The 23,602-nt window shown below is 70.3% G+C and carries 27 protein-coding genes; 12 read left to right on the top strand and 15 right to left on the bottom strand.

The genetic code is table 11. The features are described from left to right. Positions 1-6: 6 nt before the first annotated feature. The gene (gene dacB, locus ACQEVG_RS21740; RefSeq protein WP_432986497.1) at positions 7-1,407 is read right to left on the bottom strand and encodes a D-alanyl-D-alanine carboxypeptidase/D-alanyl-D-alanine endopeptidase; all 1,401 of its coding nucleotides are present in this window, start codon (positions 1,405-1,407) and stop codon (positions 7-9) included. An 86-nt stretch (positions 1,408-1,493) separates the two neighbouring features. Between dacB and ACQEVG_RS21735 the strand changes: the two genes are divergently transcribed. Both ACQEVG_RS21735 and ACQEVG_RS21730 read left to right on the top strand, forming a co-directional pair. Then, positions 1,494-1,988 carry an inorganic diphosphatase gene (locus ACQEVG_RS21735; protein WP_432992785.1) on the top strand — a complete coding sequence of 165 codons (495 nt, stop codon included), beginning with the start codon at positions 1,494-1,496 and terminating at the stop codon, positions 1,986-1,988. A 203-nt stretch (positions 1,989-2,191) separates the two neighbouring features. Further along, complete coding sequence (locus ACQEVG_RS21730; RefSeq protein WP_432986495.1) at positions 2,192-3,844, top strand: threonine/serine ThrE exporter family protein; 1,653 nt, start codon at positions 2,192-2,194, stop codon at positions 3,842-3,844. A gap of 147 nt (positions 3,845-3,991) precedes the next feature. On the opposite strand, the gene ACQEVG_RS21725 is transcribed toward ACQEVG_RS21730, so the two are convergent. Continuing rightward, the gene (locus ACQEVG_RS21725; protein WP_432986491.1) at positions 3,992-4,687 is read right to left on the bottom strand and encodes a DedA family protein; all 696 of its coding nucleotides are present in this window, start codon (positions 4,685-4,687) and stop codon (positions 3,992-3,994) included. 195 nt (positions 4,688-4,882) lie between these two features. Here ACQEVG_RS21725 and ACQEVG_RS21720 point away from each other — a divergent pair, with 195 nt between their 5' ends. After that, a complete protein-coding gene (locus ACQEVG_RS21720; protein ID WP_432986489.1) occupies positions 4,883-5,248 on the top strand; it encodes a YbjQ family protein in 366 nt (121 codons plus the stop codon). 205 nt (positions 5,249-5,453) lie between these two features. On the opposite strand, the gene ACQEVG_RS21715 is transcribed toward ACQEVG_RS21720, so the two are convergent. Further along, the gene (locus tag ACQEVG_RS21715) at positions 5,454-6,212 is read right to left on the bottom strand and encodes a MerR family transcriptional regulator (RefSeq protein WP_432986487.1); all 759 of its coding nucleotides are present in this window, start codon (positions 6,210-6,212) and stop codon (positions 5,454-5,456) included. A 121-nt stretch (positions 6,213-6,333) separates the two neighbouring features. On the opposite strand from ACQEVG_RS21715, the gene ACQEVG_RS21710 reads away from it, so the two are divergent. Next, the gene (locus ACQEVG_RS21710) at positions 6,334-7,758 is read left to right on the top strand and encodes a glutamate decarboxylase (protein WP_432986485.1); all 1,425 of its coding nucleotides are present in this window, start codon (positions 6,334-6,336) and stop codon (positions 7,756-7,758) included. Between the two features lie 25 nt (positions 7,759-7,783). Here ACQEVG_RS21710 and ACQEVG_RS21705 read toward each other — a convergent pair whose 3' ends face one another. Further along, positions 7,784-8,425 carry a PadR family transcriptional regulator gene (locus tag ACQEVG_RS21705; RefSeq protein WP_432986483.1) on the bottom strand — a complete coding sequence of 214 codons (642 nt, stop codon included), beginning with the start codon at positions 8,423-8,425 and terminating at the stop codon, positions 7,784-7,786. Positions 8,426-8,465: 40 nt separating this feature from the next. On the opposite strand from ACQEVG_RS21705, the gene ACQEVG_RS21700 reads away from it, so the two are divergent. Next, entirely contained in the window at positions 8,466-9,065 is a 600-nt protein-coding gene (locus ACQEVG_RS21700; RefSeq protein WP_432986481.1) for a bleomycin resistance protein, read from the top strand. Between the two features lie 31 nt (positions 9,066-9,096). Here the strand turns inward: ACQEVG_RS21700 and ACQEVG_RS21695 are convergent, their stop codons facing one another. From ACQEVG_RS21695 to ACQEVG_RS21685, 3 genes are all read right to left on the bottom strand, one after another. After that, positions 9,097-9,645: a DinB family protein gene (locus ACQEVG_RS21695; RefSeq protein ID WP_432986479.1), complete on the bottom strand. Its 549-nt coding sequence runs from the start codon at positions 9,643-9,645 to the stop codon at positions 9,097-9,099. 94 nt (positions 9,646-9,739) lie between these two features. Continuing rightward, positions 9,740-11,197 carry an aldehyde dehydrogenase family protein gene (locus tag ACQEVG_RS21690; protein WP_432986477.1) on the bottom strand — a complete coding sequence of 486 codons (1,458 nt, stop codon included), beginning with the start codon at positions 11,195-11,197 and terminating at the stop codon, positions 9,740-9,742. Between the two features lie 67 nt (positions 11,198-11,264). Continuing rightward, complete coding sequence (locus ACQEVG_RS21685; protein WP_432986475.1) at positions 11,265-12,128, bottom strand: helix-turn-helix domain-containing protein; 864 nt, start codon at positions 12,126-12,128, stop codon at positions 11,265-11,267. Positions 12,129-12,449: 321 nt separating this feature from the next. Here ACQEVG_RS21685 and ACQEVG_RS21680 point away from each other — a divergent pair, with 321 nt between their 5' ends. Beyond that, positions 12,450-12,959 carry an ATP-binding protein gene (locus ACQEVG_RS21680; RefSeq protein WP_432986473.1) on the top strand — a complete coding sequence of 170 codons (510 nt, stop codon included), beginning with the start codon at positions 12,450-12,452 and terminating at the stop codon, positions 12,957-12,959. Positions 12,960-12,968: 9 nt separating this feature from the next. On the opposite strand, the gene ACQEVG_RS21675 is transcribed toward ACQEVG_RS21680, so the two are convergent. The 5 genes from ACQEVG_RS21675 to rpmG form a co-directional block, all read right to left on the bottom strand. Next, positions 12,969-13,259, bottom strand: coding sequence for a DUF397 domain-containing protein (locus ACQEVG_RS21675; RefSeq protein WP_432986471.1), 291 nt, complete (start codon positions 13,257-13,259; stop codon positions 12,969-12,971). Positions 13,260-13,492: 233 nt separating this feature from the next. After that, a complete protein-coding gene (gene rpsR / locus ACQEVG_RS21670; protein ID WP_432986469.1) occupies positions 13,493-13,735 on the bottom strand; it encodes a 30S ribosomal protein S18 in 243 nt (80 codons plus the stop codon). Beyond that, complete coding sequence (locus tag ACQEVG_RS21665; protein ID WP_432986467.1) at positions 13,735-14,871, bottom strand: CobW family GTP-binding protein; 1,137 nt, start codon at positions 14,869-14,871, stop codon at positions 13,735-13,737. The genes rpsR and ACQEVG_RS21665 overlap by 1 nt, the downstream gene beginning before the upstream one ends. Continuing rightward, on the bottom strand, positions 14,868-15,116 hold the full coding sequence (locus ACQEVG_RS21660; RefSeq protein WP_432986465.1) for a type B 50S ribosomal protein L31: 249 nt from the start codon (positions 15,114-15,116) through the stop codon (positions 14,868-14,870). The genes ACQEVG_RS21665 and ACQEVG_RS21660 overlap by 4 nt, the downstream gene beginning before the upstream one ends. Before the next feature lie 5 nt (positions 15,117-15,121). Further along, positions 15,122-15,286, bottom strand: coding sequence for a 50S ribosomal protein L33 (gene rpmG / locus ACQEVG_RS21655; RefSeq protein WP_432986463.1), 165 nt, complete (start codon positions 15,284-15,286; stop codon positions 15,122-15,124). A 68-nt stretch (positions 15,287-15,354) separates the two neighbouring features. Here rpmG and rpmB point away from each other — a divergent pair, with 68 nt between their 5' ends. The 4 genes from rpmB to ACQEVG_RS21635 all read left to right on the top strand — a co-directional run bounded on the left by rpmB (position 15,355) and on the right by ACQEVG_RS21635 (position 17,270). Further along, positions 15,355-15,591, top strand: a complete 237-nt coding sequence (gene rpmB / locus ACQEVG_RS21650) for a 50S ribosomal protein L28 (RefSeq protein ID WP_432986461.1) — start codon at positions 15,355-15,357, stop codon at positions 15,589-15,591. Next, the gene (gene rpsN, locus ACQEVG_RS21645; protein ID WP_432986459.1) at positions 15,591-15,896 is read left to right on the top strand and encodes a 30S ribosomal protein S14; all 306 of its coding nucleotides are present in this window, start codon (positions 15,591-15,593) and stop codon (positions 15,894-15,896) included. The genes rpmB and rpsN overlap by 1 nt, the downstream gene beginning before the upstream one ends. A gap of 38 nt (positions 15,897-15,934) precedes the next feature. After that, entirely contained in the window at positions 15,935-16,399 is a 465-nt protein-coding gene (locus ACQEVG_RS21640; RefSeq protein WP_432986457.1) for a hypothetical protein, read from the top strand. 196 nt (positions 16,400-16,595) lie between these two features. Next, on the top strand, positions 16,596-17,270 hold the full coding sequence (locus ACQEVG_RS21635; protein WP_432986455.1) for a hypothetical protein: 675 nt from the start codon (positions 16,596-16,598) through the stop codon (positions 17,268-17,270). A gap of 85 nt (positions 17,271-17,355) precedes the next feature. Here ACQEVG_RS21635 and ACQEVG_RS21630 read toward each other — a convergent pair whose 3' ends face one another. From ACQEVG_RS21630 to ACQEVG_RS21620, 3 genes are all read right to left on the bottom strand, one after another. Further along, the gene (locus ACQEVG_RS21630) at positions 17,356-18,474 is read right to left on the bottom strand and encodes a DUF2786 domain-containing protein (RefSeq protein ID WP_432986453.1); all 1,119 of its coding nucleotides are present in this window, start codon (positions 18,472-18,474) and stop codon (positions 17,356-17,358) included. A 301-nt stretch (positions 18,475-18,775) separates the two neighbouring features. Next, on the bottom strand, positions 18,776-19,426 hold the full coding sequence (locus tag ACQEVG_RS21625) for a lipoprotein (RefSeq protein ID WP_432986451.1): 651 nt from the start codon (positions 19,424-19,426) through the stop codon (positions 18,776-18,778). A gap of 127 nt (positions 19,427-19,553) precedes the next feature. Further along, positions 19,554-20,462 carry an NADP-dependent oxidoreductase gene (locus tag ACQEVG_RS21620; RefSeq protein ID WP_432986449.1) on the bottom strand — a complete coding sequence of 303 codons (909 nt, stop codon included), beginning with the start codon at positions 20,460-20,462 and terminating at the stop codon, positions 19,554-19,556. A gap of 126 nt (positions 20,463-20,588) precedes the next feature. On the opposite strand from ACQEVG_RS21620, the gene ACQEVG_RS21615 reads away from it, so the two are divergent. Together ACQEVG_RS21615 and ACQEVG_RS21610 are read left to right on the top strand one after the other, a co-directional pair. Continuing rightward, complete coding sequence (locus tag ACQEVG_RS21615; protein WP_432986447.1) at positions 20,589-21,857, top strand: LuxR C-terminal-related transcriptional regulator; 1,269 nt, start codon at positions 20,589-20,591, stop codon at positions 21,855-21,857. Between the two features lie 46 nt (positions 21,858-21,903). Further along, entirely contained in the window at positions 21,904-23,601 is a 1,698-nt protein-coding gene (locus tag ACQEVG_RS21610) for a bifunctional 3'-5' exonuclease/DNA polymerase (RefSeq protein WP_432986445.1), read from the top strand. The last annotated feature ends 1 nt before the right edge of the window (position 23,602 follow it).

Genomic DNA, 23,602 nt, shown 5'->3' with positions numbered 1-23,602 from the left:
AAAACGTCAGGAGGCCAGCGCGGCTGCCAGCCGGTCGAGGGCGGGCTGCGCGGCCTCGCGGGACGGCGTGTTGGCGGCCAGGAAGGCGAAGGCGAGCAGTCGGCCGTCCGGGGCGACGACGGTGCCGGCCAGGGTGTTCACGCCGGTCAGGGTGCCCGTCTTGGCCCGGACCAAACCGGTGCCCGGTGAGGTCTCGGTGTAGCGGGAGTGCAGGGTGCCGCTGAAGCCCGCGACCGGAAGACCGGTCAGGACCGGGCGAAGCTCGGGGTGGGCCGGGTCGGCGGCGCGGATCAGCAGCGTGGTCAGCAGGCGGGCGGTGAGCCTGTCCTCGCGGTTGAGGCCGCTGCCGTCGGCGAAGCGGGCGCCGGCCAACGGGAGCCCCAGCCGCTTCAGTTGCCCGGTGACGGCCCGCTCGCCGCCCGCGAAGCTCGCCTCCTCGCCCACGGCGAGGGCCGTCTGCCGGGCGAGGGCCTCGGCAATGTCGTTGTCACTGTTGGTCAGCGCCCGCTCGACCAGGGCCGACAGGGGCCCGGAGAGCACTCGGGCGAGCGGCTTGGTCCCGGTGGCGGCCCGGCCGGGGGCGGGCGCCGCGGAACTCGCGACGCCGCGTTCGGTCAGCAGCCGCCCGAAGGCACGGGCCGCGTCGCCCGCCGGATCGCCGCTGCGGGCCGCAGCGCCCGTGGACCTCTCGTCGAGCCGCCCCTCGCCGACCATCAGCGCGCTGACCGGCGAGATGTTCACGTTGGGGCCGATGGGATGCCGGACGGGCCCCTTGTAGAGCGAGGTGTCGTACGCAAGACGAATGCGGCTGACCCCGCGGGCGCGCAGTGCCCGGGCCGTACGGTCCGCGAGCGTGCGCAGTCCGGCCGAGTCCAGGGTCGGGTCGCCACCGCCGACCAGCGTGAGCGACCTGGCGTCCTCGGAGGCGACGACCGTGGTGGGGATCCGGTGGTCCGGGCCGAGCGCCGACAGGGCCGCGACGGAGGTGGCGATCTTGATGGTGGAGGCCGGGGTCATGGGCTCGGCCGCCCCCTTCTCGTACACCCGCCGGCCTGTCGCGACATCGACGACACAGGCCGTACGGACCGTCCCGAGACCGGGGTCGCCGAGCAGCGGCGCGAGCACCTTGGCGAGGTCGGCGGCGGCCTTCGGGGCCGAGGCGGTCGCGGCCCTGGGCGCGCCGAGTGCCGCGAGCACGCCGGGTGCGCTGGGCGCGGGCGCCGGGCCCTTGGGCCTGGGCCGCTCGTGATGTGCGCCACCCACAGGGCTCCGGGCAGCCGCCCACTCCCTCTCGGCCTTACGCTGGCCGGAGTCCCAGGGGCCCGCCGCGGCCACCGCCCCGGCAGCGAGGGCAAGGCCGACCACGGCGGCGCCCGATGCGAGCTGCCACGTCCTGACCTCTGGCACCTCGCACCAACCCCTTTCGCGATCACACACCTGCGTGAGGGACACTTAACCACCAGACGTATGTGTTGATCATGGAGGAGCCACCCGTGGAGTTCGACGTCACCATCGAGATCCCGAAGGGTTCGCGGAACAAGTACGAGGTGGACCACGAGACCGGTCGGATCCGCCTGGACCGTCGACTCTTCACCTCGACCAGCTACCCGGCCGACTACGGCTTCGTCGAGAACACCCTCGGCGAGGACGGCGACCCGCTGGACGCGCTGGTCATCCTTGACGAGCCCACGTTTCCCGGCTGCCTCATCAAGTGCCGTGCGATCGGCATGTTCCGGATGACGGACGAGGCGGGCGGCGACGACAAGCTGCTGTGTGTGCCGGCGTCCGACCCGCGTGTGGAGCACCTGCGCGACATCCACCACGTGTCCGAGTTCGACCGCCTGGAGATCCAGCACTTCTTCGAGGTCTACAAGGACCTGGAGCCCGGCAAGTCCGTCGAGGGCGCCAACTGGGTCGGCCGCGCCGAGGCGGAGGCCGAGATCGAGGCCTCCTACAAGCGCCTGGAGGCGCAGGGCGGCTCGCACTGACGCGCAGCACGCCGGCATCGAGCTGACAGCGGGCGGGGCACCGAGAGGTGCCCCGCCCGTCGTGCGTCCCGCAATCGGACCGGCCCGGACCGGGCGGCCGGAGGCAGTCGGGGAGGGGCGCGCCCACCCGTCGTGCGTCGGAGTGCGTGACCATGCCCATACTGGGCAGACACCGGCGACACGAGAGGGAGCGAGGACAGCACGTGGTGGCGGAGCCGGACGTTCCGGAAGACCGGAAGCCCCAGTCCGACGAGGCGCACAGCGCCTTCACCCCGCCGCCCGGGGTGGGAACACCGGATGCGCCCGAAGAGGACCATCCGACCTCGGAGTTCGCCGTTCCGGCCGGCCTGGCGCCCGAAGTGCCCGCCGAGCCCGAAGGTTCCGCGTTCGCCCCGCCGAGCACCTACAGCACCAAGCAGTCGCCGCCCGCCTTCACGCCCGCCCACGGCGTCCCCGTCGTCCGCCTCACCAGGGACGCGCCCTGGCAGGACCGGATGCGGGCGATGCTGCGGATGCCGGTGGGCGAGCGGCCCGTGCCCGAGACGGTGCAGCGGCACGAAGAGGGCGGCCCCGCCGTCCCGCGCGTCCTCGACCTGACGCTGCGTATCGGCGAGCTGCTGCTCGCGGGCGGCGAGGGCGCGGAGGACGTCGAGGCGGCGATGTTCGCCATCTCGCGTTCGTACGGCCTCGACCGCTGCGAGCCGACCGTCACCTTCACGCTGCTGTCCATCACCTACCAGCCGTCGCTGGTGGACGATCCGGTGACGGCGAACCGGACCGTACGCCGCCGGGGCACCGACTACACCCGACTGGCCGCGGTCTACCGGCTGGTCCACGACATCAGTACCGAGGAGTCGGAGGTCTCCCTGGAGGAGGCCTACCGGCGTCTCGCGGAGATCCGCCGCAACCGGCACCCGTACCCGGGCTGGGCCCTCACCGCGGCCGGCGGCCTGCTGGCGGGCGCGGCCTCCGTCCTCGTCGGCGGCGACCTGCTGGTCTTCCTCGCGGCGGCGATCGGCGCGATGCTCGGCGACCGGCTGGCCTGGCTCTGCGCGGGCCGCGGGCTGCCGGAGTTCTACCAGTTCGTGGCCGCGGCCATGCCACCCGCCGGGATGGGAGTCGCGCTGACGCTGACGCCGCTGGACGTACGCGCGTCCGCGGTGATCACCGGTGGGCTGTTCGCACTGATCCCGGGACGGGCCCTCGTCGCGGGCGTACAGGACGGTCTGACCGGCTTCTACATCACCGCGGCGGCCCGGCTGCTCGAGGTCGGCTATCTCATCGTCGGGATCGTCGTCGGCGTACTGATGGTGCTGTATCTGGGCGTCGCACTGGACGCGGGGCTCAACCCGGAGACGGCCATCCACAGCGTGGAGCGGCCGGTGATCCAGACGCTGGCGGCGATGGCGCTCTCGCTGTGCTTCGCCGTACTCCTCCAGCAGGAGCGCAACACGGTGCTGCTCGCGACCCTCAACGGCGGGGTGGCCTGGGTGGTGTACGCGGCACTCGCCGACATCGCGGAGGTCTCGCCGGTCGCTGCGACGGCTGTGGCGGCGGGCCTGGTGGGCCTGTTCGGGCAGATGCTCTCGCGGTACCGGTTCGCTTCGGCGCTGCCGTACGTCACCGCCGCCATCGGGCCGCTGCTGCCCGGTAGCGCGACGTACTTCGGACTCCTGGAGATCGCCAGGAACGACCTGAACGCTGGCCTCGCCTCACTGACCACGGCGGCGGCTCTGGCGCTGGCCATCGCGATCGGGGTGAACCTGGGAGGCGAGCTTTCCCGGCTGTTCTTCAGGGTGCCGGGCGCGGAGGCCCCGTCCGGGCGCCGCGCGGCGAAGCGGACGCGAGGCTTCTGACGTCAGTCGCCGGACGGGCTCGAAGGGCGGGCCCTCCCGGCGACGGAGGACAGCGTGCGCTCAGCGCTGGGCACGCGCGGAGACGATTCGCTCAGCGCAGGGCACGCGCAGGGACGATTCGCTCAGCGATGCGCTCGCGCAGAGCGCTCAGCGCTTGGCGTGGCGGCCGCGCTGCGCCGGCGGCTCGTCCGCCGCCGGGCCGGCCTGCGCGGCTTCCTTCTTCTTCTTCGACCGCGCCCGCAGGAACTCGATCGCGATCGGGAGCACCGAGAGCAGCACGATCAGGATCAGCATCGCTTCGATGTTCTTGTGGACGAACTCGACGTTGCCGAGCGCCGCGCCGAGCAGCGTCACGCCCGCGCCCCACAGCGCGCCTCCGATCACGTTGAACGTGACGAACGAGCGGTAGTTCATCCTGCTCACACCCGCGATGATCGGCGTGAACGTCCGCACGATGGGCACGAAGCGGGCCAGGACCAGCGACTTGGGGCCGTACTTCTCGAAGAATTCGTGCGCCTTCTCCACGTTCTCCTGCTTGAAGAGCCTGGAGTCCGGGCGCTTGAACAGCGAAGGGCCGACCTTGCGGCCGAAGAGATAACCCGCCTGGTCGCCGAGCACGGCCGCGACCACGACAAGCAGGCACACCGCCCACAGCGGCAGAGTGTTGAGCTTTCCGGTCGTGACCAGCAGGCCGGTGGTGAACAGCAGCGAGTCACCCGGCAGGAAGAAGCCGATGAGCAGGCCGGATTCGGCGAAGACGATGGCCAGGACACCGATGAGGCCGAAAGCACCGATGAGATAGTCCGGGTCCAGCCAGCTCGGTCCGAGCGCAAGGGTAGTCACGAGGTCCGGGCTCCTGAGTCGGTAGTCGGTCGATCGTCGATTCGGCCGTCGAATTCGGCGTGGTCGGCCACCTAAAGCTATCAACGCATCGCCACCGGTCCACGTTCCATCGGCCCGCCCAGGATGCACTGTGCGCGGACTGGGACAAAGCTGTGCGTCACAAGCCTCCAGCAGACGCACGGAAGGTGGACTCGGATGGGCATCGAGGATTACGGCGGCGGACAGGGGCCGCAGTCCGACGTAATGGTCGTCACCACGAACGACGTACCCGGATTCCAGGTGCAGCAGGTGATCGGCGAGGTCTTCGGCCTCACGGTGCGCTCGCGGCATCTGGGCAGCCAGATCGGCGCCGGCCTCAAGTCGATGATCGGCGGCGAGCTGAAGGGTCTGACGAAGACCCTGGTCGAGACGCGCAACCAGGCGATGGAGCGCCTGGTGGAACAGGCGCGCTCGCGCGGCGCCAACGCGGTGCTGATGTTCCGCTTCGACGTGTCGGAGGCGGCGGACGTGGGCACTGAGGTCTGCGCGTACGGCACGGCGGCGGTCATCGCCCGCACCTGAGCCGACCCGAACAGCCAACCCGAACGGCGCACCGGGCCCGGACCGACCGGACATGGGGCCGGACGCCGGGCCCGGACCGAGCGTCGGGCCACCGCGCGAGGGCTCGTACGTCCGCATCGGGGCCCGACCCTGGCGTCGGGCCTGTCCGCGGGGGCTCGTACGTCCGCATCCGACGGCTCCGCGTCGGGCCCGGGCCGGAGCGCTGTCAGCTGTTGCGCGCCGCGTTCGCGAGGATCGCGGCGCGCAGATGCACGGCGAGCCCCTCCCTCGTCGCGTCGTAGAACGCACGGAACCGCTCGTCCGAGACGTACATCTCGCCGAGACCCGTGTGGATCTCGTACGTGCACTCGTAGAACCACTTGGTGATGTGCTGCCGGTGCTCCTCGGCCATGTCCATCGCCCGTTCGCCGGTCGGCTGCTCACCGTCCGTCATCAGGGCGTCGTAGCGCGCGCCCCAGTCGGCGACCTCGTCCTGCATGCGCTTCCAGTCGTCCTTGGTGTAGCCCGCGGCCCGGCGCTGCGACTCGGCGAAGGCCGCGGTGTCGCCCCAGCGCTGCTCGGCCTCCTCGGCGTACTGCTCGGGGTCCTTGTCCCCGAACACCTCGAACTTCTCCTCGGGCGTGAGGTTGATGCCCATCTTCTTCGCCTCCATGGCTTGTTCGACGGCGGCGGCCATCTCCTGCAACCGGGCGATCCGGGCGGTCAGCAGACTGTGCTGCCTGCGCAGATGTTCTCGCGGGTCCGCGTCCGGGTCGTCGAGCAGCGCCGCGACCTCGTCCAGCGGAAAGCCGAGCTCCCGGTAGAACAGGATCTGCTGCAGCCGGTCGAGGTCGCCGTCGTCGTAGCACCGGTGACCCGCGTGGCTGCGCCCGCTCGGACAGAGCAGTCCGATCCCGTCGTAGTGGTGCAGTGTGCGCACCGTCACTCCGGCGAATGAGGCGACCTGTCCCACGGAGTAGCCCATCGCTTACCGCTCCTTCGTTTTCTCGGTACGCACCTCAGCCTGAGCCCTCACGTTGCGTGAGGTGCAAGCCCGTACGAGCCTGAGAGCTGAGACCCCAGAGCTGGGAAGGCGGACACCGACGATGCCACTCCACCAGGGCGCGGGCAGCACCCCCGAGCGGGACGCGGACACACGCAGGCTCTCCCTCAATCCGTTCTTCGGGGAGGCCGACCCGGTCAGCGAAATGACCGTGGCTCCGCCCACGCACCGGCTTCCCGACGGCCCGCTGCCGCCGTCGACGGCGTACCAGCTGGTCCATGACGAGCTGATGCTCGACGGCAACTCCCGGCTGAACCTCGCCACCTTCGTCACCACCTGGATGGAGCCGCAGGCGGGTGTGCTGATGTCGGAGTGCCGCGACAAGAACATGATCGACAAGGACGAGTATCCGCGCACCGCCGAACTGGAGCGGCGGTGTGTGGCCATGCTCGCCGACCTCTGGAACGCGCCGGACCCGTCCACGACGGTCGGCTGCTCGACCACGGGCTCCAGCGAGGCCTGCATGCTCGCCGGGATGGCTCTCAAGCGCCGCTGGGCGCGCCGCAACGCCGACCGCTATCCCGCGACCGCCCGGCCGAATCTGGTGATGGGCGTCAATGTGCAGGTCTGCTGGGACAAGTTCTGCAACTTCTGGGAGGTCGAGCCGCGGCTGGTGCCGATGGAGGGGAACCGCTTCCATCTCGATCCGAAGGCGGCGGCCGACCTCTGCGACGAGAACACCATCGGGGTGGTGACCGTGCTCGGCTCCACCTTCGACGGGTCGTACGAGCCCGTGGCGGAGGTCTGCGCCGCGCTGGACGCCCTGCAGGAGTTCACGGGCCTGGACATCCCCGTCCATGTCGACGGGGCGTCCGGCGCGATGGTCGCGCCCTTCGTGGACGAGGATCTGGTCTGGGACTTCAGGCTGCCGAGGGTGTCCTCGATCAACACCTCGGGGCACAAGTACGGCCTGGTGTATCCCGGGGTCGGCTGGGCGCTGTGGCGCACCTCGGAGGAACTGCCGGAGGAACTGGTCTTCCGGGTCAACTATCTGGGCGGCGACATGCCCACGTTCGCCCTCAACTTCTCGCGGCCCGGGGCGCAGGTGGTGGCGCAGTACTACACGTTCCTGCGGCTCGGCCGGGACGGCTTCCGGGCGGTCCAGCAGACGTCCCGGGACGTCGCGCGCCGGCTCGCGGACCAGTTCGAGCAGCTGGGCGACTTCCAACTGCTCACCCGTGGCGACGAGTTGCCGGTGTTCGCGCTCACCACGGCGCCGGACGTCCGGAACTTCGACGTCTTCGACGTCTCGCGGCGGCTGCGCGAACAGGGCTGGCTGGTGCCCGCGTACACGTTCCCCGCGAACCGCGAGGATCTGTCGGTACTGCGGGTGGTGTGCCGCAACGGCTTCTCGGCGGATCTCGCGGCGCTGCTGATGGAGGACCTGCAAGGACTGCTGCCGGAACTGCGCCGCCAGCCGCACCCTATGAGCAAGGACGCAGCGGCTGCGACGGCGTTCCACCACTGATGGCCACCCCCCGCCGTGGTGACCGTCAGCCGTGGTCCCCCTCATGCGGCTCGCCCGTCGCGTACGGGTTCTCCTCGCCCTCCGCGAGCACTCCCACAAAGGGGTCGCCTTCCCCCGCGAAGGTGTACGCCCCGCCCTCGATCCGCTCGATCAGGCCCCGCGTCCACTGGGCCCCGGCGTCCGACGAGTGCACCCACATGTTCATGATCTCGCCGATGTGCCCGATCGACTCGGGCCCGTCCTCCGGCGTGTAGTACCCGGTCACCGAGGTCCGCCACTCCTCCAGGCCGCGCACCCGTTCCTTCAGCAGCGCCACCGCCTCCTCCCGCTTCAGACAGACGATGAAGCCGATCCCCGCCGAGAGCACGTCCGTCTTCTGGTCGTAGGACGTCAGCGCCTCGCGGAGCAGCTGGAAGAACTCCTCGGAGCCCTTCTCGGTGATCTCGTACTCGGTCCGCGGCGGCCCGCCGGCCGTGGAGGGCGCGACCTCATGGGCATGCAGCAGCCCCTGCTTCGCCATCTGCTTCAGCGCGTGGTAGATCGAACCCGGCTTGGCGTTGGACCACTCATGGGCTCCCCAGTACTCCAGGTCGTTGCGCACCTGGTAGCCGTGCGCCCGCCCGTGCTGGCGTACGGCGCCGAGTACCAGCAGCCGGATCGCTGACATCCGCGCACCTTTCTATTCAACTTTGACTAGAGTAGTCGGCATGGCCGAGAAGACGATTCCGATACTGCCGTGCCAGACCCTGAAGCCAGTGCTCGACTTCTACACCGCGCTGGGCTTCGAGGTGACCTTCCAGCAGAAGAGCCCCAATCCGTACGCCGTGGTCGAGCGCGGTGGCATCCAACTGGAGTTCTTCGGGAGGAGGAAGTACGACCCCGCCGTGTCGTTCAGCACGTGCTACGTCGTCACGGACGACGTCGACACGCTGTACGAGTCCTTCCGCAGTGGTCTGAAAGCAGCGTACGGAAAGATCCCGACCCGCGGTCTGCCGCGAATCGGGCAGCTCAGGGACATGAGCTACGGAATGCGCCAGTTCCTGATGACCGACCCCGGCGGCAACTGCATCCGGGTCGGCAAGCAGATCAGCGAGGACCAGCATCACCAGCCGGCTCCCCGGGAGACCTTCGCCCGCGCCCTGCACATGGCGACGCTCTTCGCGGACTCCAAGGACGATCCGGAGGGCGCGGCGAAGATCCTTGACCGGGTGCTCGCCCTGACGGACGAGCAGCCCACCGCCGTACAGCGCGTCCAACTCCTCAAGCTGCGCGCGGACATTGCCGAGCGGCTCCAGGACACCCCCTGACCGCAGCTCTGACTCAACTCCAGGACAGGCCCTAACCCCAGCTCTGGCCGGTCTCCAGCGCCACCAGCTCGAACGCGGTCTTTCCGTCCAGGGACTCGCGCACGATGTCCGCATGGCCCGCGTGCCGGGCGATCTCCTCGACCAGGTGCAGTAGCAGCCAGCGCATCGACACCCTGCCGTCCTTGGGGAACCAGGGCTGCGAGGGCAGCGGGAAGGTGTCGTCCAGGCTCGGCACGGAGTGGATGAACTCCGCCGTCTCCTTGGCGACCGCATCCCAGAACGCCAGCGTCCCGGGGACCGTCTCGTCGCCGACCAGACGGAAGCTGTCCGCCCACGTCTCCTCGGTGCGCTGCCTCAAGTTGGGCCGCTGCTGCGCACGACGCAGCCAGCCGAGCTCCGTCTCCGCGACATGCTTGAGCAGTCCGGAGAGCGAGAGCTCACTGGCGCTGGGGCGGCCGGCCGCCTGCTCCTCGGTGAGTCCGAGCACCGAGCGGCGTAGCGCGCCGCGCTGCGCCTCGACGAACGAGAGAAGCGCGCCGCGCTCGTCGCCGTGAGCCTCTGCGGGAACGTGAGTGACCATGATGTCCGCCCTTCCGAGCCTGGCTGCTGCCGTCCTGACAACAACCAGGCTAGGGACCCTTGCGGACAGTTTCTGTCCGCAAGGGTCCGTTGCCTCAGAAGGGGAACTGCGAACGGCCGTACTGCACCGAGATCCACTTCTGCGTCGTGAACGCCTCGATCATCGACTCGCCGTTCAGCCGCCCGCTGCCCGAGTGCTTCTCGCCGCCGAAGGGCACGATCGGCTCGTCGTGAACCGTGCCGTCGTTGACGTGGATCATGCCGGTGTCGATCCGCTTGGCGATCCGTACACCCCGCTCGATGTCCGCGGTGTGCACCGCGCCGCTCAGCCCGTACGGAGTGTCATTGGCGATCCTGACCGCCTCGTCCTCCCCGTCGAACGGCACTATCAGCGCCACCGGGCCGAAGATCTCCTGCGTCAGGACCGGGGAGTCGGCCGCGATGCCGGTCAGCACCGACGGGCTCACCAGATTGCCGTCGGTGCCGCCGTGCAGCAGGGCCGTCGCTCCGGCCTCCACGGTCTGCTCTACCAGCAAGGTGACGGCGTCGGCCTGTGAGGTGTTGATGAGCGGGCCTATGTGGGTCAGCGGATCGGACGGGTCGCCGACCTTGAGGGTCTTGACCTTGGCGACGAACTTCTCGGTGAACTCCTGCTCCACCGTGCGGTCCACCAGCACCCGGTTGGCGGCCATGCAGACCTGGCCCTGGTGCACGTAACGGCTGAAGACCGCCGCGTCCACCGCGTAGTCGATGTCCGCGTCGTCCAGCACGATCAGCGCACTGTTGCCGCCCAGTTCGAGGATGGCGCGCTTGAAGTTGGCCGCGCAGACCGTGGCGACATGGCGCCCCACCTTGTCGGAGCCGGTGAAGGAGATGGCCTTCGGCACCGGATGCTCCAGGAGCGCGTCGCCTATCTCGGCTATGTCGGTGATGACGACGTTCAGCAGTCCGGCGGGCAGGCCCGCGTCCTCGAAGACCTTGGCCACCAGGGATCCACCGCAGATCGGGGTGTTCTGGTGCGGCTTGAGGACCACCGCGTTGCCCAGCGCCAGCGCCGGGGCCACCGACTTGATCGACAACAGGAACGGGAAGTTGAAGGGGCTGATGACGCCCACGACACCGACCGGCAGCCGGTAGACGCGGTTCTCCTTGCCGTCGACGGGCGAGGGCAGTATCCGGCCCTCGGGCCGCAGCGCGAGCTGGATCGCCTCGCGCAGGAACTCCTTGGCGAGGTGCAGCTCGAAGCCCGCCTTCAGATGCGTGCCGCCGAGCTCCGCGATGATCGTCTCGGTGATCTCCTGCTCGCGCTCCTCGATGACGCGCAGGGCACGCTCGAAGACCAGCCTCCGGGTGTACGGATTGGTCTCGCCCCAGGCCTTCTGCGCGCGTTCGGCGGCGCGGTAGGCCTGGTCCACCTCGACCGCCGTGGCGACCGGGATCGAGGCCAGCTTCTCGCCGTCGTACGGGTTGAAATCGATGATGTCCCAGGAGCCGCTTCCCGGCCTCCACTCGCCATCGATGTACTGGTGGGCCAGCTCGGTGAAGAAGGACATGTGATCTGATTCCTTACGGCAGAAGCAGATGGCTTTATGGCTGATGTCGCGTCATAGTACTTGCGTTTCAGGTGAGTTGGAGTAGACCACGGAGAACGTCACGGCTCTCGGCCGGATCCGGACTGTCCTCCTGCAGGCGCCTCATGGCCCTTTCGTACTGGGCCACCTCTTCGCGCTTGTCGAGATACAGGGCGCTGGTGAGCTGCTCCAGATAGACGATGTCGGAGAGGTCCGACTCGGGAAAGCGCAGCATGGTGAAGGAGCCGCTCTCGCCCGCGTGACCGCCGAAGCTGAACGGCATCACCTGGAGGGTGATGTTCGACTGCTCGGAGACCTCGATCAGATGCCTCAACTGGCCCTGCATCACGGCCCGGTCGCCGTACGGGCGGCGCAGCGCGGCCTCGTCGAGTACGGCGTGGAAACGGGGCGCACGCTCGGAGACGAGGACCTTCTGACGCTCCAGGCGGAGCGCGACCCGGCGGTCGATCTCGGCCCGAGGGGCGTGGGGGATGCCCCGGCTGACGACGGCGTGGGCATACGACTCGGTCTGCAGCAGTCCGTGCACGAACTGCACCTCGTAGATCTGGATCAGCGAGGCGGCGCCTTCCAGCCCTACATATGTCTGAAACCAGCCGGGCAGCACATCGCCGTAACTGTGCCACCATCCGGCGACATTGGCCTCTTTGGCGAGGCCCAGCAGGGATCCACGCTCCGCTTCGTCGGTGACTCCGTAAAGCGTCAGCAGATCTTCGACGTCCCTCGCCTTGAAGCTCACCCGTCCCAACTCCATGCGGCTGATCTTTGACTCGGATGCGCGGATCGAGTAGCCGGCGGCCTCGCGGGTGATGCCGCGTGATTCGCGCAGCCGCCTCAGCTGCGAGCCCAACAGGATGCGCCGCACCACGGAACCGCTCGACTCGCTTGCGGTCACGACTCCAGCCCTCCCCATCGCTCTTCATCGCCACTTCAGTTGGCCTGACGGAGCTCCCCCGAACCCCGAGACCCGGGATTCTGCCACCAAAACGCTTCAGCCCGTACTCATTCGATTACAGAGATGAGAAGACGTTGGGAAGGGGGCGAAAGAGATTGGGGGAAGAAATGAGCAAGAATCGGCACGGGCTTGGACAGGTCCGGCGCGTGCACGTGCATCTGCCCTTGCATCTGCCCTACGCATTCGGAAGCATGGTGGTCGCGCACCTGCATGCTCGTACGTGTTGTAGCGTCACAGCCGCGATTCCCGGGAGTGCCTCGCATGGGGATGAATGGATCGACCATGCTCGAGCCGTTACGGCAGGGGCTTCCCCCCATCGATCCCGCAGCGGTCTCCGGCTCCGCCTCGTGCGCCCTGCCCGCCCGCTATGAAGCGGTGCGCGGGGCCCGGCAGTTCACCAAGGCAACGCTCGGCCAGTGGGATCTGAGCGACCGTTTCGACGATGTCGCGCTGGTCGTCTCCGAACTCGTCACCAATGCACTGCGGCACGCGCTGCCCGCGGAGACTCCCCGGGAGAACCAGGACTCTCCCGTACGGCTGCACTTGATGCGCTGGACGACCCGACTGGTGTGCGCGGTACGCGATCCCAGCCATGACAGCCCGGGGGCGGCCGGCGAGAGCGACGACGCCCCTTTTCCGGACCCCAGCGGTGCGGCCGAGTCGGGCCGGGGCCTGTTTCTGGTGGACTCCTTCAGCGACAGCTGGGGGTGGCACCCGCTGGCCGGGTCACTGCACGGCAAGGTGGTCTGGGCGCTGTTCCGCCTCGGCTAGGGGGGTGTCTTACGGTTCCGGCCAGCTTCTCGCAGGTTGAGCCGGCCCCTCGGTGGGCCGGCTCCCCGCGACCAGGTGATCGAACTCCCCGTCCTTGACACCCAGGAGCAACGCTTCGATCTCCGCAGGCGTATATACGAGTGCGGGGCCCTCGGGGTGCCGTGAGTTGCGCATCGCCACGTCCCCGCCGGGCAGCTTGGCGAACTCCACGCAGGAGCCCTGGGAGTTGCTGTGTCTGCTCTTCTGCCAGACGACACCGTGAAGCTCCGTGGCCGCCATGCCGTTGTACACGTGGTGCACAAGTCGCTCCCGGGATGCAAGGTGCAGGTGTCAACTATCCCGGATCATAGCTGTGTTCATATGCCAATGCATGAGCAGACGCCCGAGCAGATGCACGTGCACGCGGGGTGGTCCCCCGATTACAGCACCCACGGCCGCGGCCCGAGCCGGTCCCGCGTCCTCCGCGGCCCTGAAGGGCGCCTTCACAAGGAAGAGACGTATGCCGGACCGTTCTGGCTCCCTCGTTCACGCAATCACTTGCCAAAGGAGTACGGCAGCAGCGCCATCTCCCGCGCGTTCTTGATCGCGCGGGCCAGCTGCCGCTGCTGCTGGGCGCTCACCCGGGTCACCCGGCGGCTGCGGATCTTGCCGCGGTCCGAGATGAACTTCCACAGCAGATCGGTGTCCTTGTAGTCGATGTACGTGATGCCGTCCCGGTCCAGTGGATTGGGGCGGGACTTGACGGGCTTGCGCGGGTCGGTGCGGCGGGGGGACATCAGACCTCCAGGAGGGAGTCGAAGGCGGGCGGCAGCCGCTTCCAGGCCTCGCGGCCCGCGAGGTATTCGGCATCGGTCAACAGGCAGGATTCGAGGAGCTGTTCAAGGCCGTCGCGATCCAGGCCCGGCGAGGTGAAGACCAGGTGCTGGCAGCAGTCCCCGTGCTCGGAGTGCCAGTCGAGCGCGGCGGCCGCCCTGCGGACGGGCGGGACCATTTCCCAGGCGGCGTCCGGGAGGGAGGCGAGCCAGGGACCCGCGTTCTCCACACAGAGCGCGCCGCCCGCCGCGTCCCAGGCCAGCAGAGTGTCCGGGCGGTCGGCGAGCCAGAAGCGGCCGCGGCTGCGGGCCGCCGCACAGGTCAGATCCTCCAGCGCCCGGTAGAGCCGCTCCGGATGGAAGGGGCGGCGGCGGTGCCAGACATACGTACCGACTCCGCAGTCGTCCGCCTCCTGGGGCAGCAGCGCACAGGCCGGGTGCTGGGCGGCCGCGGCCGCTTCCACGTCGAAGCCGGCCAGGGCCGCGTGCGGCAGGTCGGGCCCTTCCACGGCGACATGTCGGGCGGTCGGATGCAACTGGGCGAGCAGCGCACGGTCCTCGTCGTCGGCCTCTTCACTGTCGACGACGGCGAGTACGGGCGCGTACTCCAGTTGGCGTGCCCAGGTGTCGGCGATCGTGCGCTGATCGGTGGGGGCGGCGGCGAGCCCCGCCTCGATCAGGTCGTCACCGTTGCCGAGACAGGGCAGCAGCAGCGCCGGGTCGACGGCGGTCATCACGGCGGTGACGGCGAGGCGTTCGCCGCCGTGCGCCGTGATGACCTCGGCCATCGCCTTCGGCTCGACCGAGTCCCAGAGCTCGACGACGGCGAGCCGGGTCGTGCCGTCGTCTGCGAGCCGCTCCAGCTCGGGCACCAGGTCCTCGCGCAGCGCACAGCAGGCACAGTCGTTGACCAGGGGTGTCTCGCCGGTGCTGCGCGTGCCGAGCGCGTCGCGGACGGTGCGTACGACCATGCCCTGTACGGCAGTCGAGAGGTCGTGGTGGAGCGCGACGCTGCCCGGCACGGTGGCCAGCAGCCGCTCCACCGCGGCCTTGCGGGCATCCGCGTGCAGCCCGGCGACGAGCGCGACGGGAAGGCTCACGCCCGGCCTCCGTAGCGGCGCTCGAAGCGCTCCACGCGGCCGGCGGTGTCGAGGACGTGCGCGGTCCCCGTGTAGAAGGGGTGGCTCGCGGACGAGACCTCAACGTCGACGACGGGGTAGGTGTTGCCGTCCTCCCACTCGACCGTCTTGTCGCTGGTGAGGGTGGAGCGAGTCAGGAAGGCGAAACCGGCCGCCTTGTCGCGGAAGACAACGGGGTCGTACGGGGGGTGGATACCGGGCTTCATGGGGCTCAGCGCTCCTCTCGGAAGTCGACGTGGCGGCGGGCGAGCGGGTCGTACTTGCGCAGGGTCATGCGGTCGGGGTTGTTACGGCGGTTCTTGCGGGTCACATACGTGTAGCCGGTACCTGCCGTGGAGCGGAGCTTGATGATCGGACGGATTTCGTTGCGGGCCATGGGGCTAGTATATGGAAATGGTTTCCATTACCAAATGGGTCCTCGTCCAACGAGAGGTGAATCACCCTGTGTCCGCGCACTGCCAGCTGACCGGCGCCCGGCCCGGCTTCGGCAACAACATCTCCCACTCGCACCGGCGCACATCGCGCCGCTTCGACCCCAACATTCAGCGCAAGCGCTACTGGCTGCCGAGCGAGGGCCGCCATGTCCGGCTCACGCTCAGCGCCCGCGCGATCAAGACCGTCGACACCATCGGGATCGAGGCGGCCGTGGCCCGGATCCGCGCCCGCGGGGTGAAGGTCTGATGGCGAAGAAGAGCAAGATCGTCCGCAATGAGCGGCGCAAGGCGGTCGTGGAGCGCCACGCGGCGCGGCGGGCGGAGTTGAAGGAGATCATCCGGCGTCCGGGCACGGACGCGGCCCAACGCATCGCTGCACAGCAGGAGTTGCGACGACAGCCGCGCGACGCCAGCGCCACGCGGGTGCGCAACCGGGACAGCGTGGACGGTCGGCCGCGCGGGCATCTGCGGCAGTTCGGCCTGTCGCGGGTGCGGGTGCGTGAGCAGGCGCACGCCGGGTTCCTGCCGGGGGTGCGGAAGTCCTCCTGGTAGCTTGGCGCGGTCTTGGAACCGACAAGGGGGACAGAGAAGTGCACAAGCGCGTACGTACGTCACTCGCCGCGGCAGGTCTTGCCACGGCCGCCGCTCTCGTGCTGTCCGGCTGTGGCAGCGACGGCGGTGATGACGGCGGCAAGGACAAGGCGTCCACGGCGCCGACGAACGCGGGCGGCGACGCCGGCGGGGACAGCGGGAATATCGAGGGCGCCTGGGCAGGCGTGACCGGGGGCAAGGCCGTGTCCCTGGCCGTCACCGGCACGAAGGCGGTGCTGCTGGCCGACGGGCACGCCTGCACCGGCGAGGTGTCGGACATGGGCAAGCAGATGCTGTCGCTGAAGTGTGCGGACGGGAACACCGACCGCACGATGGGCTCCATCGAGTCCAACGACGGCAAGACGCTGGTCATCTCGTGGGACAAGGGCGCGAAGGACACGCTGACCAAGTCGGCGGCGGGCAAGCTGCCGCCGGGCCTGCCGACCGGCTTCCCGACTCCCTGACGTAAGGGCCCAGGGGCCACGGACCTTCACCGGGTCCGTGGCCCTTTGTCGTTGCGCCGCCCCTGGCGTGTCGGACTCGTTGTCGCAACAATCGCAGACGCAACAGGCGGTGATCTCCGCCGGGCATCGGGCGCCTCAACTCCCATGGCCCGCAGGTGGATTCACCGACCCCCCAGCACATGCGAAAGGCAACAGGATGACGAACAACCGCGCCATGCGGTACGGCAGCCGTTTACTGGTCACAGCCGTGGCCGCATGCGGGATAGCGGCGGCGGCCGCTTCGTCCGCGGTCGCCGACGAGCAGCCGACACTGCAGCAGCTGTCTGCGGACTGCGCCTCGGGCGAGGGCAAGTGTTCCTTCAACTCCCCCCAGCTGGGCGAGGCGTACCTGGGTGAGTTCCGCCAGGTCTCCGACTCGCTCTTCAACTGCAGTACGTCGGACGCCACTCAGTCCCTGACCTGGAACGACACCGTGGGCTCGACCGACTCGGCCGGCGTCTCGGTCACCGCGGGCGGCAAGATCGCGGGCATCATCGACCTGAGTGTGACGGCGACCTACAGCCACACCTGGTCGAGCACGCACTCCGAGAGCAGCTCCCTGGGCATGACGGTCAAGCCCGGTGAAGTGGGCTGGATCTCCCGCGCCCAGGTGATGCAGAAGGTCTCCGGCACCTGGCAGACCCACTACGACAGCCCCAAGTGGGGTCACTACTACTGGTTCTGGCAGGACACCATCACCGGACCGGCCCCGAACGGCACGGACGGCAGGAGCAACGCGGTGGTCGTCAAGAGCCGCAAGATGACCGATGCGGAGAAGAATTCCTGCTCCGCAGACGCCCGGGCGGGCAAGGCGCTCGTCCAGCAGCGCTGAACCACGGCCCCCTGCCCTGTCTCCGGGCGGGGCAGGGGTCCGCCGTGGAACTGCGTGTCCCCGATCCCGGGCATCAAGCAAGCCATCAAGGAAGCGTTGGGTGCGCCTTCGGCATCTGCGCGCCGTCCGCCGCCGTGGTGCCGTGCTCCCAGCCCGCCAGGTCCGTCACCCCGCGCACCCGTGTGCTCGTCGTCTGCGGGAACATCTGATCCGCGCGATCCGTGACCGCCACGTCCCGGGACGCCAGCACGGGCAGCAGATCCTCGGCGGCGGTCACACGCTCACTCGCGGCCGCCAGTCGTTCGCCGAGCCGGCTCGCGTACGCCATCAGGAACGACTGCCGGAAAGTCTTCGTCCGTTTGCGGCCACCGGCGCGCTGGCCCGCCTCCGCCCGCGTCATCGCCGCCGTCCCCTGCACCAGCAGTGAGGTGTACAGCAGCTCGACCCCCTCCAGCTCGGCCTCGAAGCCGACGACCGTCGAGAAGCCGAAGGCGCTGTTCCACACGGCACGGCAGTGGTTCGCGGAGGCGACCGCGTCCAGCAGGATCGCCTTGGCCGTCTCGTACGGAGCGTCCACTCCGATGCGGCAGGCCGCGGGGGCGTCCGGGCGGTGGGTCCGCGCCGCGAGCAGGGCCTCGTCGATGCTGTGGCGGGCCATCAGCTCCTGCGCCTTGGCGGTGAGCGCCTCCGCCTCGTCCGGGTAGCCCGTCGCCTCCGCCTTGGCGAGCAGGGCACGGATACGGGGGAGCATGCGCGGCTCCCCCGCCGACGGGGCGACGTGCAGGACGGACGCGCCGGGCACCGGGCCGACCGGCTCGATGGAGGGCAGCCGGACCAGCAACCGGTACAGCTCCAGCACCGTCGTCGCGTACGAGAAGCGGTCGGCGCGGTACGGGACGTGCGCCTCCAGCTCGGTGAGCTGCGCCGTCCAGCGCGGGGTGAGGTGTTCGTACCGCCTGCTCTCCCCCGTGATCAGTTCGGCGGCCAGCCGCTCGTGCGTCTCGTCGAGGTCGCGCCTCACGAGCCGTACGACATCGGCCGGCTGCCAGCCCCGCTCCCACGCCCGGCGCACGAACTCCGCGCCACGCAGGCGCAGTTCCGCATCGGCGGCCGGGTCCGCCGCGAGCAGCGAGGCCGCGGTGTCCAGCGCCGAGTCGTCCTCCACGTACAGCGCGCCTGCCAGCGCCTTCTCGACCGTACTCACATACCGATGATCCCAGGCCGGTATGACAGGCCCACGGGGACGCCCCCCGTCCGGCCTCAGGCCGTCGCCGGGCTCCCGCGCCTGCGCCGGTGGTATGCGATCGTCACCGCCGTCAGCAGCGGAGCCCGGGCCGGCAGGCCTCGCCCCCGTTCGGGACGACATCGTCGAGCACGGGCGCCCCGGCGACCAGGGCGATCCGCCACAGGCCCGACGGCAGGCGAGGGGCAGGTGCGCCACATCGCCGTACGGGAGCAGCCCGCTCCGCCGCGCGCGGAGCGGGCTGTACGACGCGCCCCCTGCGTCACGCGTCGCGGACGCTCTTCTTCGCCAGCTCGTACGCCGGGAGCATCGCCTCGTGCTCCTCGGAGTCCAGTCCGCCCAGATGCACGACGACCACGCCCTTTCCCGTGGTGAAGGCCAGCGCCCGCTCCTTCTTGGGCTCGTCCAGGAACTCGTTGGTGTTGAGGTAGCTCACCTCGGCCGCCGCGTACTCGCCCGCCTTGGTCTGCGCGTACACGACCTTGCCCCGGCTCTTCGCCTCCTCGGCGACAAAGGCTTCGAGCGCCTTGCGCGGGTCGTCGCCACCGGCGCCCCCGGTCCAGACGCGGATGAAGCCGAGGTGCCCGGCGGGCTTGGCGTCGATCTCGCAGACCAGCGTGACGGGACCCTGCTTGGTCAGCCCGAACGTGGGGTCGTCCCTGACCGCCTTCGGCTGCCAGTCGGCGGCGAGGTCGAACGAGACGGGCAGGGCGCACGGCGAGCCCGCGCCCCCGACCGTGCCGCCCTTGGCCGCGGTCGGCGTATCGGTCTTCGCCGTGCCCTGCGCCCCGTCTTTCGCCCCGTCATTCGCCGTGCCCTTCGCAGCGCCCGCCGGCCGGTCCGGCTTCGGCTCCGACGAGCAGCCGCTCAGCACCTCCATCACCAGCGCCGCAGGGACCAGTCCCCCGCCCACAACGCGTCTGAAACCTCGACCTCGTACCACGATTCCCCACCCCTGGTTCAGCTCGAACAACTCGCTCGATCCTAGAGAGGCCGACCGACAGGGAGATCATGGGACCGGTGGTCACGAAGGACGCCCGCTACGGGGTGATCACCAACTTCCCCCGCACATGGCCCGTCTCGCTCAGCGCATGCGCCTTCGCCGCCTCCGCCAGCGGGAAGACCTCCCCCACCGGAATACGCAGCCGCCCGTCGGCCGCCAGTCGGGCGTGACCCGCGAGCGCGGTCTCGGGCCGCTCCGTGCCGCCCGACGAGAACGTCACCCCGTGCGCCTGTGCCTCCGGGTCCGCGATGGTGACGATCCGCTCGGTCGTGCCCCCGCGCAGTTCGATCGAGAGCGGCAGCACACCCTTGCCCGCCGCGTCGAAGACCGCGTCCACACCCTGGGGAGCCGCCGCGCGCACCCGCTCGGCGAGACCGTCTCCGTACGCCACCGGGGTCGCGCCCAACTCCCGCAGATAGTCGTGTCTGGCCTCAGAGGCCGTGCCGATGACCGTCACGCCCGCCGCCACCGCGAACTGGGTGGCGGCCGCGCCGACCGCGCCCGCGGCCCCGTGCAGCAGCAGCGTCTCGCCCGCCCGCACCCCGAGCAGATCGAGCACCCGCCGGGCGGTCTCGGTCGCGACGGGCAGGGCCGCCGCCTCCGCCCAGTCGAGCTCGGCTGGCTTGGCGGCGAACGACTCGGCCAGGGCGTACTGCGCGTACGCACCGGTGACGGTCCACCCCAGGACCTCGTCGCCGACGGCCGCGCCGGTCACGCCCTCGCCCACCTCGTCGACGATCCCGGCGAACTCCAGGCCCGGAGTCGCGGGCAGCGGCGTCGGGAGAACCTCCTGCATCCAGCCGTAACGGATCTTGTAGTCAAGCGGGTTGACGCCCGCGGCCTTGATCCTGACCCGCACCTGTCCCGGTCCCGCGTGCGGCTCCTCGGTCCCCGCCAGGCGCAGCACCTCGGGTCCGCCGAACTCTTCGAAGACGATCGCTTCCATGTCTGGCTCCTTCCGCCGGGATCAACCCTCGATCGCCGGCGGGCCGGACCCGGCCCGTCTTTCGGATGGTTCGACCTGGCCGAAGGGACAGCTGCCGACGCCGTTCGCGGCCGTACGCTGACGCTCATGGAACTCACCGGATCCACGCCCGCCGCGCCCGTCCTGGCCGCCGCCTACGAGGTGATCCGGCAGCCGTTGGGCGAGACCCTGCCCCGGCTGTCCGCGACCCTGCACGGGCTCGTCCCGCATCTGGCCGCGGCCGAGCTCTCCACGCACTGCGCGCACTCGCCGTTCAAGACCTACGGCGACAGCGGTTCGCCGGCCGGACAGATCACCGCAGCCGAACTGCATCCGCTGGCCGCGACCGTGTCCGCCGGGCAGCCCTGGCAGGGCACGGCGCAGATGGGCGGCAGCGAGTACCCGGTGCTCGCGGTGGCCAGCGACGCGACCGCGCGAGGGGCCCTGCTCGTGCTCGTACGGAGTGCGGACAGCGTCCTCGCAGCGCCCGACACCGCCGTCGTACAGGCCATGTGGGACCTGGTGACCAGCCACTTCGACCGGCTCGCCACCGAAGCCGTGCCGGGCGCGCTGGCCCAGTCGCGGGCCTCGGCCGGCGAACGGGCGAGGGTGATCGCCGAGCTGACCGAGACTCATGCGACCGCGCTGTCCGGGCTGCTCGGAGTGTTGCGCAGCCGGGGCCTCGACGACAGCGCCGCCCGCGCCGCCGCCGTCGACCTCGCCGTCACCGCGCTGGTGGAGCTGCGGACCGAACGGGAACGGGACCAGGCGGTCGCCGAGGAACCCGCGGGTCAGGCCTTCGCCCGGCTCGCGGACTCGCTGCGGCCGATGCTGCGCTACAGCCCGGTCCGTCTTGAGCTGGGTGCGCCGGACAGCGCCCGGCCGCTGGCCGCCGATGTGGCGCACGCGGCGCGCGCGGTCGCACGGGCCGTGCTGCTGACCGTCCTCGAACAGGACCGGCTCGGCCGGATCCATGTCGGCTGGCATCTGACCGAGACCGAGCTGCGCGTGACGGTACGGGACGACGGCCCCGGCGAGCTCACCTCGTGCGCGCTCGGCGCGCACCGGGTCGGGGAGCGGCTCGACGCACTGGGCGGGCGGCTGGCCGTGGACGCGGTGCCGGGCTGGGGCACGACGGTCACGGCGACGTTCCCGCTGGGGACGCCCCAGCCCATGCCGACCGATCCGCTCGGCTCGCTGGGGGCGCGTGAGCTGGAGGTGCTGACGCATCTGGCCCGCGGGCACCGCAACCGCGTGATCGCGCAGGAGCTGCACATCAGCGAGTCGACGGTGAAGTTCCATGTCGCGAACATCCTGACCAAGCTGGGGGTCGCGTCGCGCGGCGAGGCGTCGGCGCTGTTCCACGCCGTGGCGTAGCTGTCGTACCCGGCGGTTGTCAGTGGCGGCTGCCACACTCGAACCCATGGGCGAACGATGGGCTCTGGCGGCTGCGGAGGGCGACGGGGCGCGGGCCGTCCCCCTCGGCTCCGACGGGCTGCCCGCCGGGCCCGTCCAGGAGGAGCCCGATCTGGTCGGGGCCGTCCGCTCCCGGCCGGAGGTGGGCCGCTGGGTGTGGCGCTCCACCGCCGAGATCTATCCACGCCTGCTGGCGGCCGGCGTGCACGTCGAGCGGTGTTACGACATCGAGGACGCGGAGCTGCTGCTGCTCGGCCACGAAGGACGCCTCGGGGAGCCCCGGTCGGCCGCGGCCGCCTGGGCCCGGCTGCGGAACGCTCCCGTACCGCCCGATCCGCCGCAGCGCGGGGCCGAACCGGGCTCGCAGTCCTCGCTCTTCGAGCCGCAGCCCATGCCCGTACCGCTCGAGGCCCTGCTCGATGTTTATGCCGATCAGCAGCGAAGACACGACGCCGCCGAGCACCCCGGGCGGATGCGGCTGCTGACGGCCGCGGAGTCGGCGGGGATGCTGGTGGCCGCCGAGATGAACCGCGCGGGACTGCCGTGGCGCGCGGACGTCCACCGCCGGGTGCTGCACGAGCTGCTGGGCGAGCGGTACGCGGGCGGGGGCGAGCCGCGCCGCCTCGCTGAGCTGGCGGACGAGGTGTCGGAGGCGTTCGGACGCCGGGTGCGCCCCGATCTGCCCGCGGACGTGGTGAAGGCGTTCGCCCAGGCCGGTATCAAGGTGAAGTCGACGCGCCGCTGGGAGCTGGAGGAGATCGACCACCCGGCGGTGAAGCCCCTGATCCAGTACAAGAAGCTGTACCGGATCTGGACGGCGCACGGCTGGAGCTGGCTCCAGGACTGGGTCCGGGACGGGCGCTTCAGGCCCGAGTATCTGCCCGGCGGCACGGTCTCGGGCCGCTGGACGACCAATGGCGGCGGGGCACTTCAGATACCGAAGGTGATCCGCCGCGCGGTGGTCGCCGACGAGGGCTGGCGTCTGGTGGTCGCCGACGCCGACCAGATGGAGCCGCGGGTGCTGGCCGCGATCTCCCGCGACCGGGGCCTGATGGAGGTCGCGGGCCACGAGGGCGATCTGTACAAGGCCCTGTCGGACCGGGCCTTCTCCGGCGACCGCGACCACGCCAAGGTCGCGCTGCTGGGCGCGATCTACGGCCAGACGTCGGGCGACGGCCTGAAGAACCTGGCGATGCTGCGGCGCAGATTCCCACTCGCCGTCTCGTATGTGGACGAGGCGGCGCGGGCGGGCGAGGAAGGCCGTCTGGTACGCACCTGGCTGGGCCGCACCAGCCCGCGCGCGGCGGGGTCGGGCGAGGACGACGAGGCGGGCATCCCCCAGGAGGAACTCCCGCCCCAGGACGGACTCCGGCCCCAGGAAGGCGGGTTCACGCCCGGCTACGCATCGTCCAATGCCCGGGCGCGGGGCCGCTTCACCCGTAACTTCGTGGTGCAGGGCAGCGCGGCGGACTGGGCGCTGCTGCTCCTGGCCGCGCTGCGGCAGGCGACGGCGGGCATGCGCGCGGAGCTGGTCTTCTTCCAGCACGACGAAGTGATCGTGCACTGCCCGGCCGAGGAGGCGGACGAGGTCGCGCAGGCGATCCGCGCGGCCGGGGAGCTGGCCGGGCGGATCGCCTTCGGACAGACGCCGGTGCGGTTTCCGTTCACGACGGCGGTGGTGCAGTGCTACGCCGACGCGAAGTGAG

It is taken from the genome of Streptomyces sp. CA-135486, from assembly GCF_050936555.1.
Lineage (GTDB): Bacteria > Actinomycetota > Actinomycetes > Streptomycetales > Streptomycetaceae > Streptomyces.
Note: the sequence above shows the minus strand (reverse complement) of the source record. Positions and strands in the feature narration are given on the sequence as shown.

Excerpts from the sequence above, each read along its gene's own strand:
- ACQEVG_RS21710 (WP_432986485.1), top strand. The coding sequence starts at position 6,334 with ATGCCACTCCACCAGGGCGCGGGCAGCACCCCCGAGCGGGACGCGGAC.
- ACQEVG_RS21695 (WP_432986479.1), bottom strand. The coding sequence starts at position 9,645 with ATGGTCACTCACGTTCCCGCAGAGGCTCACGGCGACGAGCGCGGCGCG.
- ACQEVG_RS21620 (WP_432986449.1), bottom strand. The coding sequence starts at position 20,462 with ATGGAAGCGATCGTCTTCGAAGAGTTCGGCGGACCCGAGGTGCTGCGC.
- ACQEVG_RS21615 (WP_432986447.1), top strand. The coding sequence starts at position 20,589 with ATGGAACTCACCGGATCCACGCCCGCCGCGCCCGTCCTGGCCGCCGCC.
- ACQEVG_RS21705 (WP_432986483.1), bottom strand. The coding sequence starts at position 8,425 with ATGTCAGCGATCCGGCTGCTGGTACTCGGCGCCGTACGCCAGCACGGG.
- ACQEVG_RS21680 (WP_432986473.1), top strand. The coding sequence starts at position 12,450 with ATGGGGATGAATGGATCGACCATGCTCGAGCCGTTACGGCAGGGGCTT.
- ACQEVG_RS21700 (WP_432986481.1), top strand. The coding sequence starts at position 8,466 with ATGGCCGAGAAGACGATTCCGATACTGCCGTGCCAGACCCTGAAGCCA.
- rpsR (WP_432986469.1), bottom strand. The coding sequence starts at position 13,735 with ATGTCCCCCCGCCGCACCGACCCGCGCAAGCCCGTCAAGTCCCGCCCC.
- ACQEVG_RS21715 (WP_432986487.1), bottom strand. The coding sequence starts at position 6,212 with ATGGGCTACTCCGTGGGACAGGTCGCCTCATTCGCCGGAGTGACGGTG.
- rpmG (WP_432986463.1), bottom strand. The coding sequence starts at position 15,286 with ATGGCCCGCAACGAAATCCGTCCGATCATCAAGCTCCGCTCCACGGCA.
- ACQEVG_RS21660 (WP_432986465.1), bottom strand. The coding sequence starts at position 15,116 with ATGAAGCCCGGTATCCACCCCCCGTACGACCCCGTTGTCTTCCGCGAC.
- ACQEVG_RS21610 (WP_432986445.1), top strand. The coding sequence starts at position 21,904 with ATGGGCGAACGATGGGCTCTGGCGGCTGCGGAGGGCGACGGGGCGCGG.
- ACQEVG_RS21635 (WP_432986455.1), top strand. The coding sequence starts at position 16,596 with ATGACGAACAACCGCGCCATGCGGTACGGCAGCCGTTTACTGGTCACA.
- ACQEVG_RS21720 (WP_432986489.1), top strand. The coding sequence starts at position 4,883 with ATGGGCATCGAGGATTACGGCGGCGGACAGGGGCCGCAGTCCGACGTA.
- ACQEVG_RS21690 (WP_432986477.1), bottom strand. The coding sequence starts at position 11,197 with ATGTCCTTCTTCACCGAGCTGGCCCACCAGTACATCGATGGCGAGTGG.
- rpsN (WP_432986459.1), top strand. The coding sequence starts at position 15,591 with ATGGCGAAGAAGAGCAAGATCGTCCGCAATGAGCGGCGCAAGGCGGTC.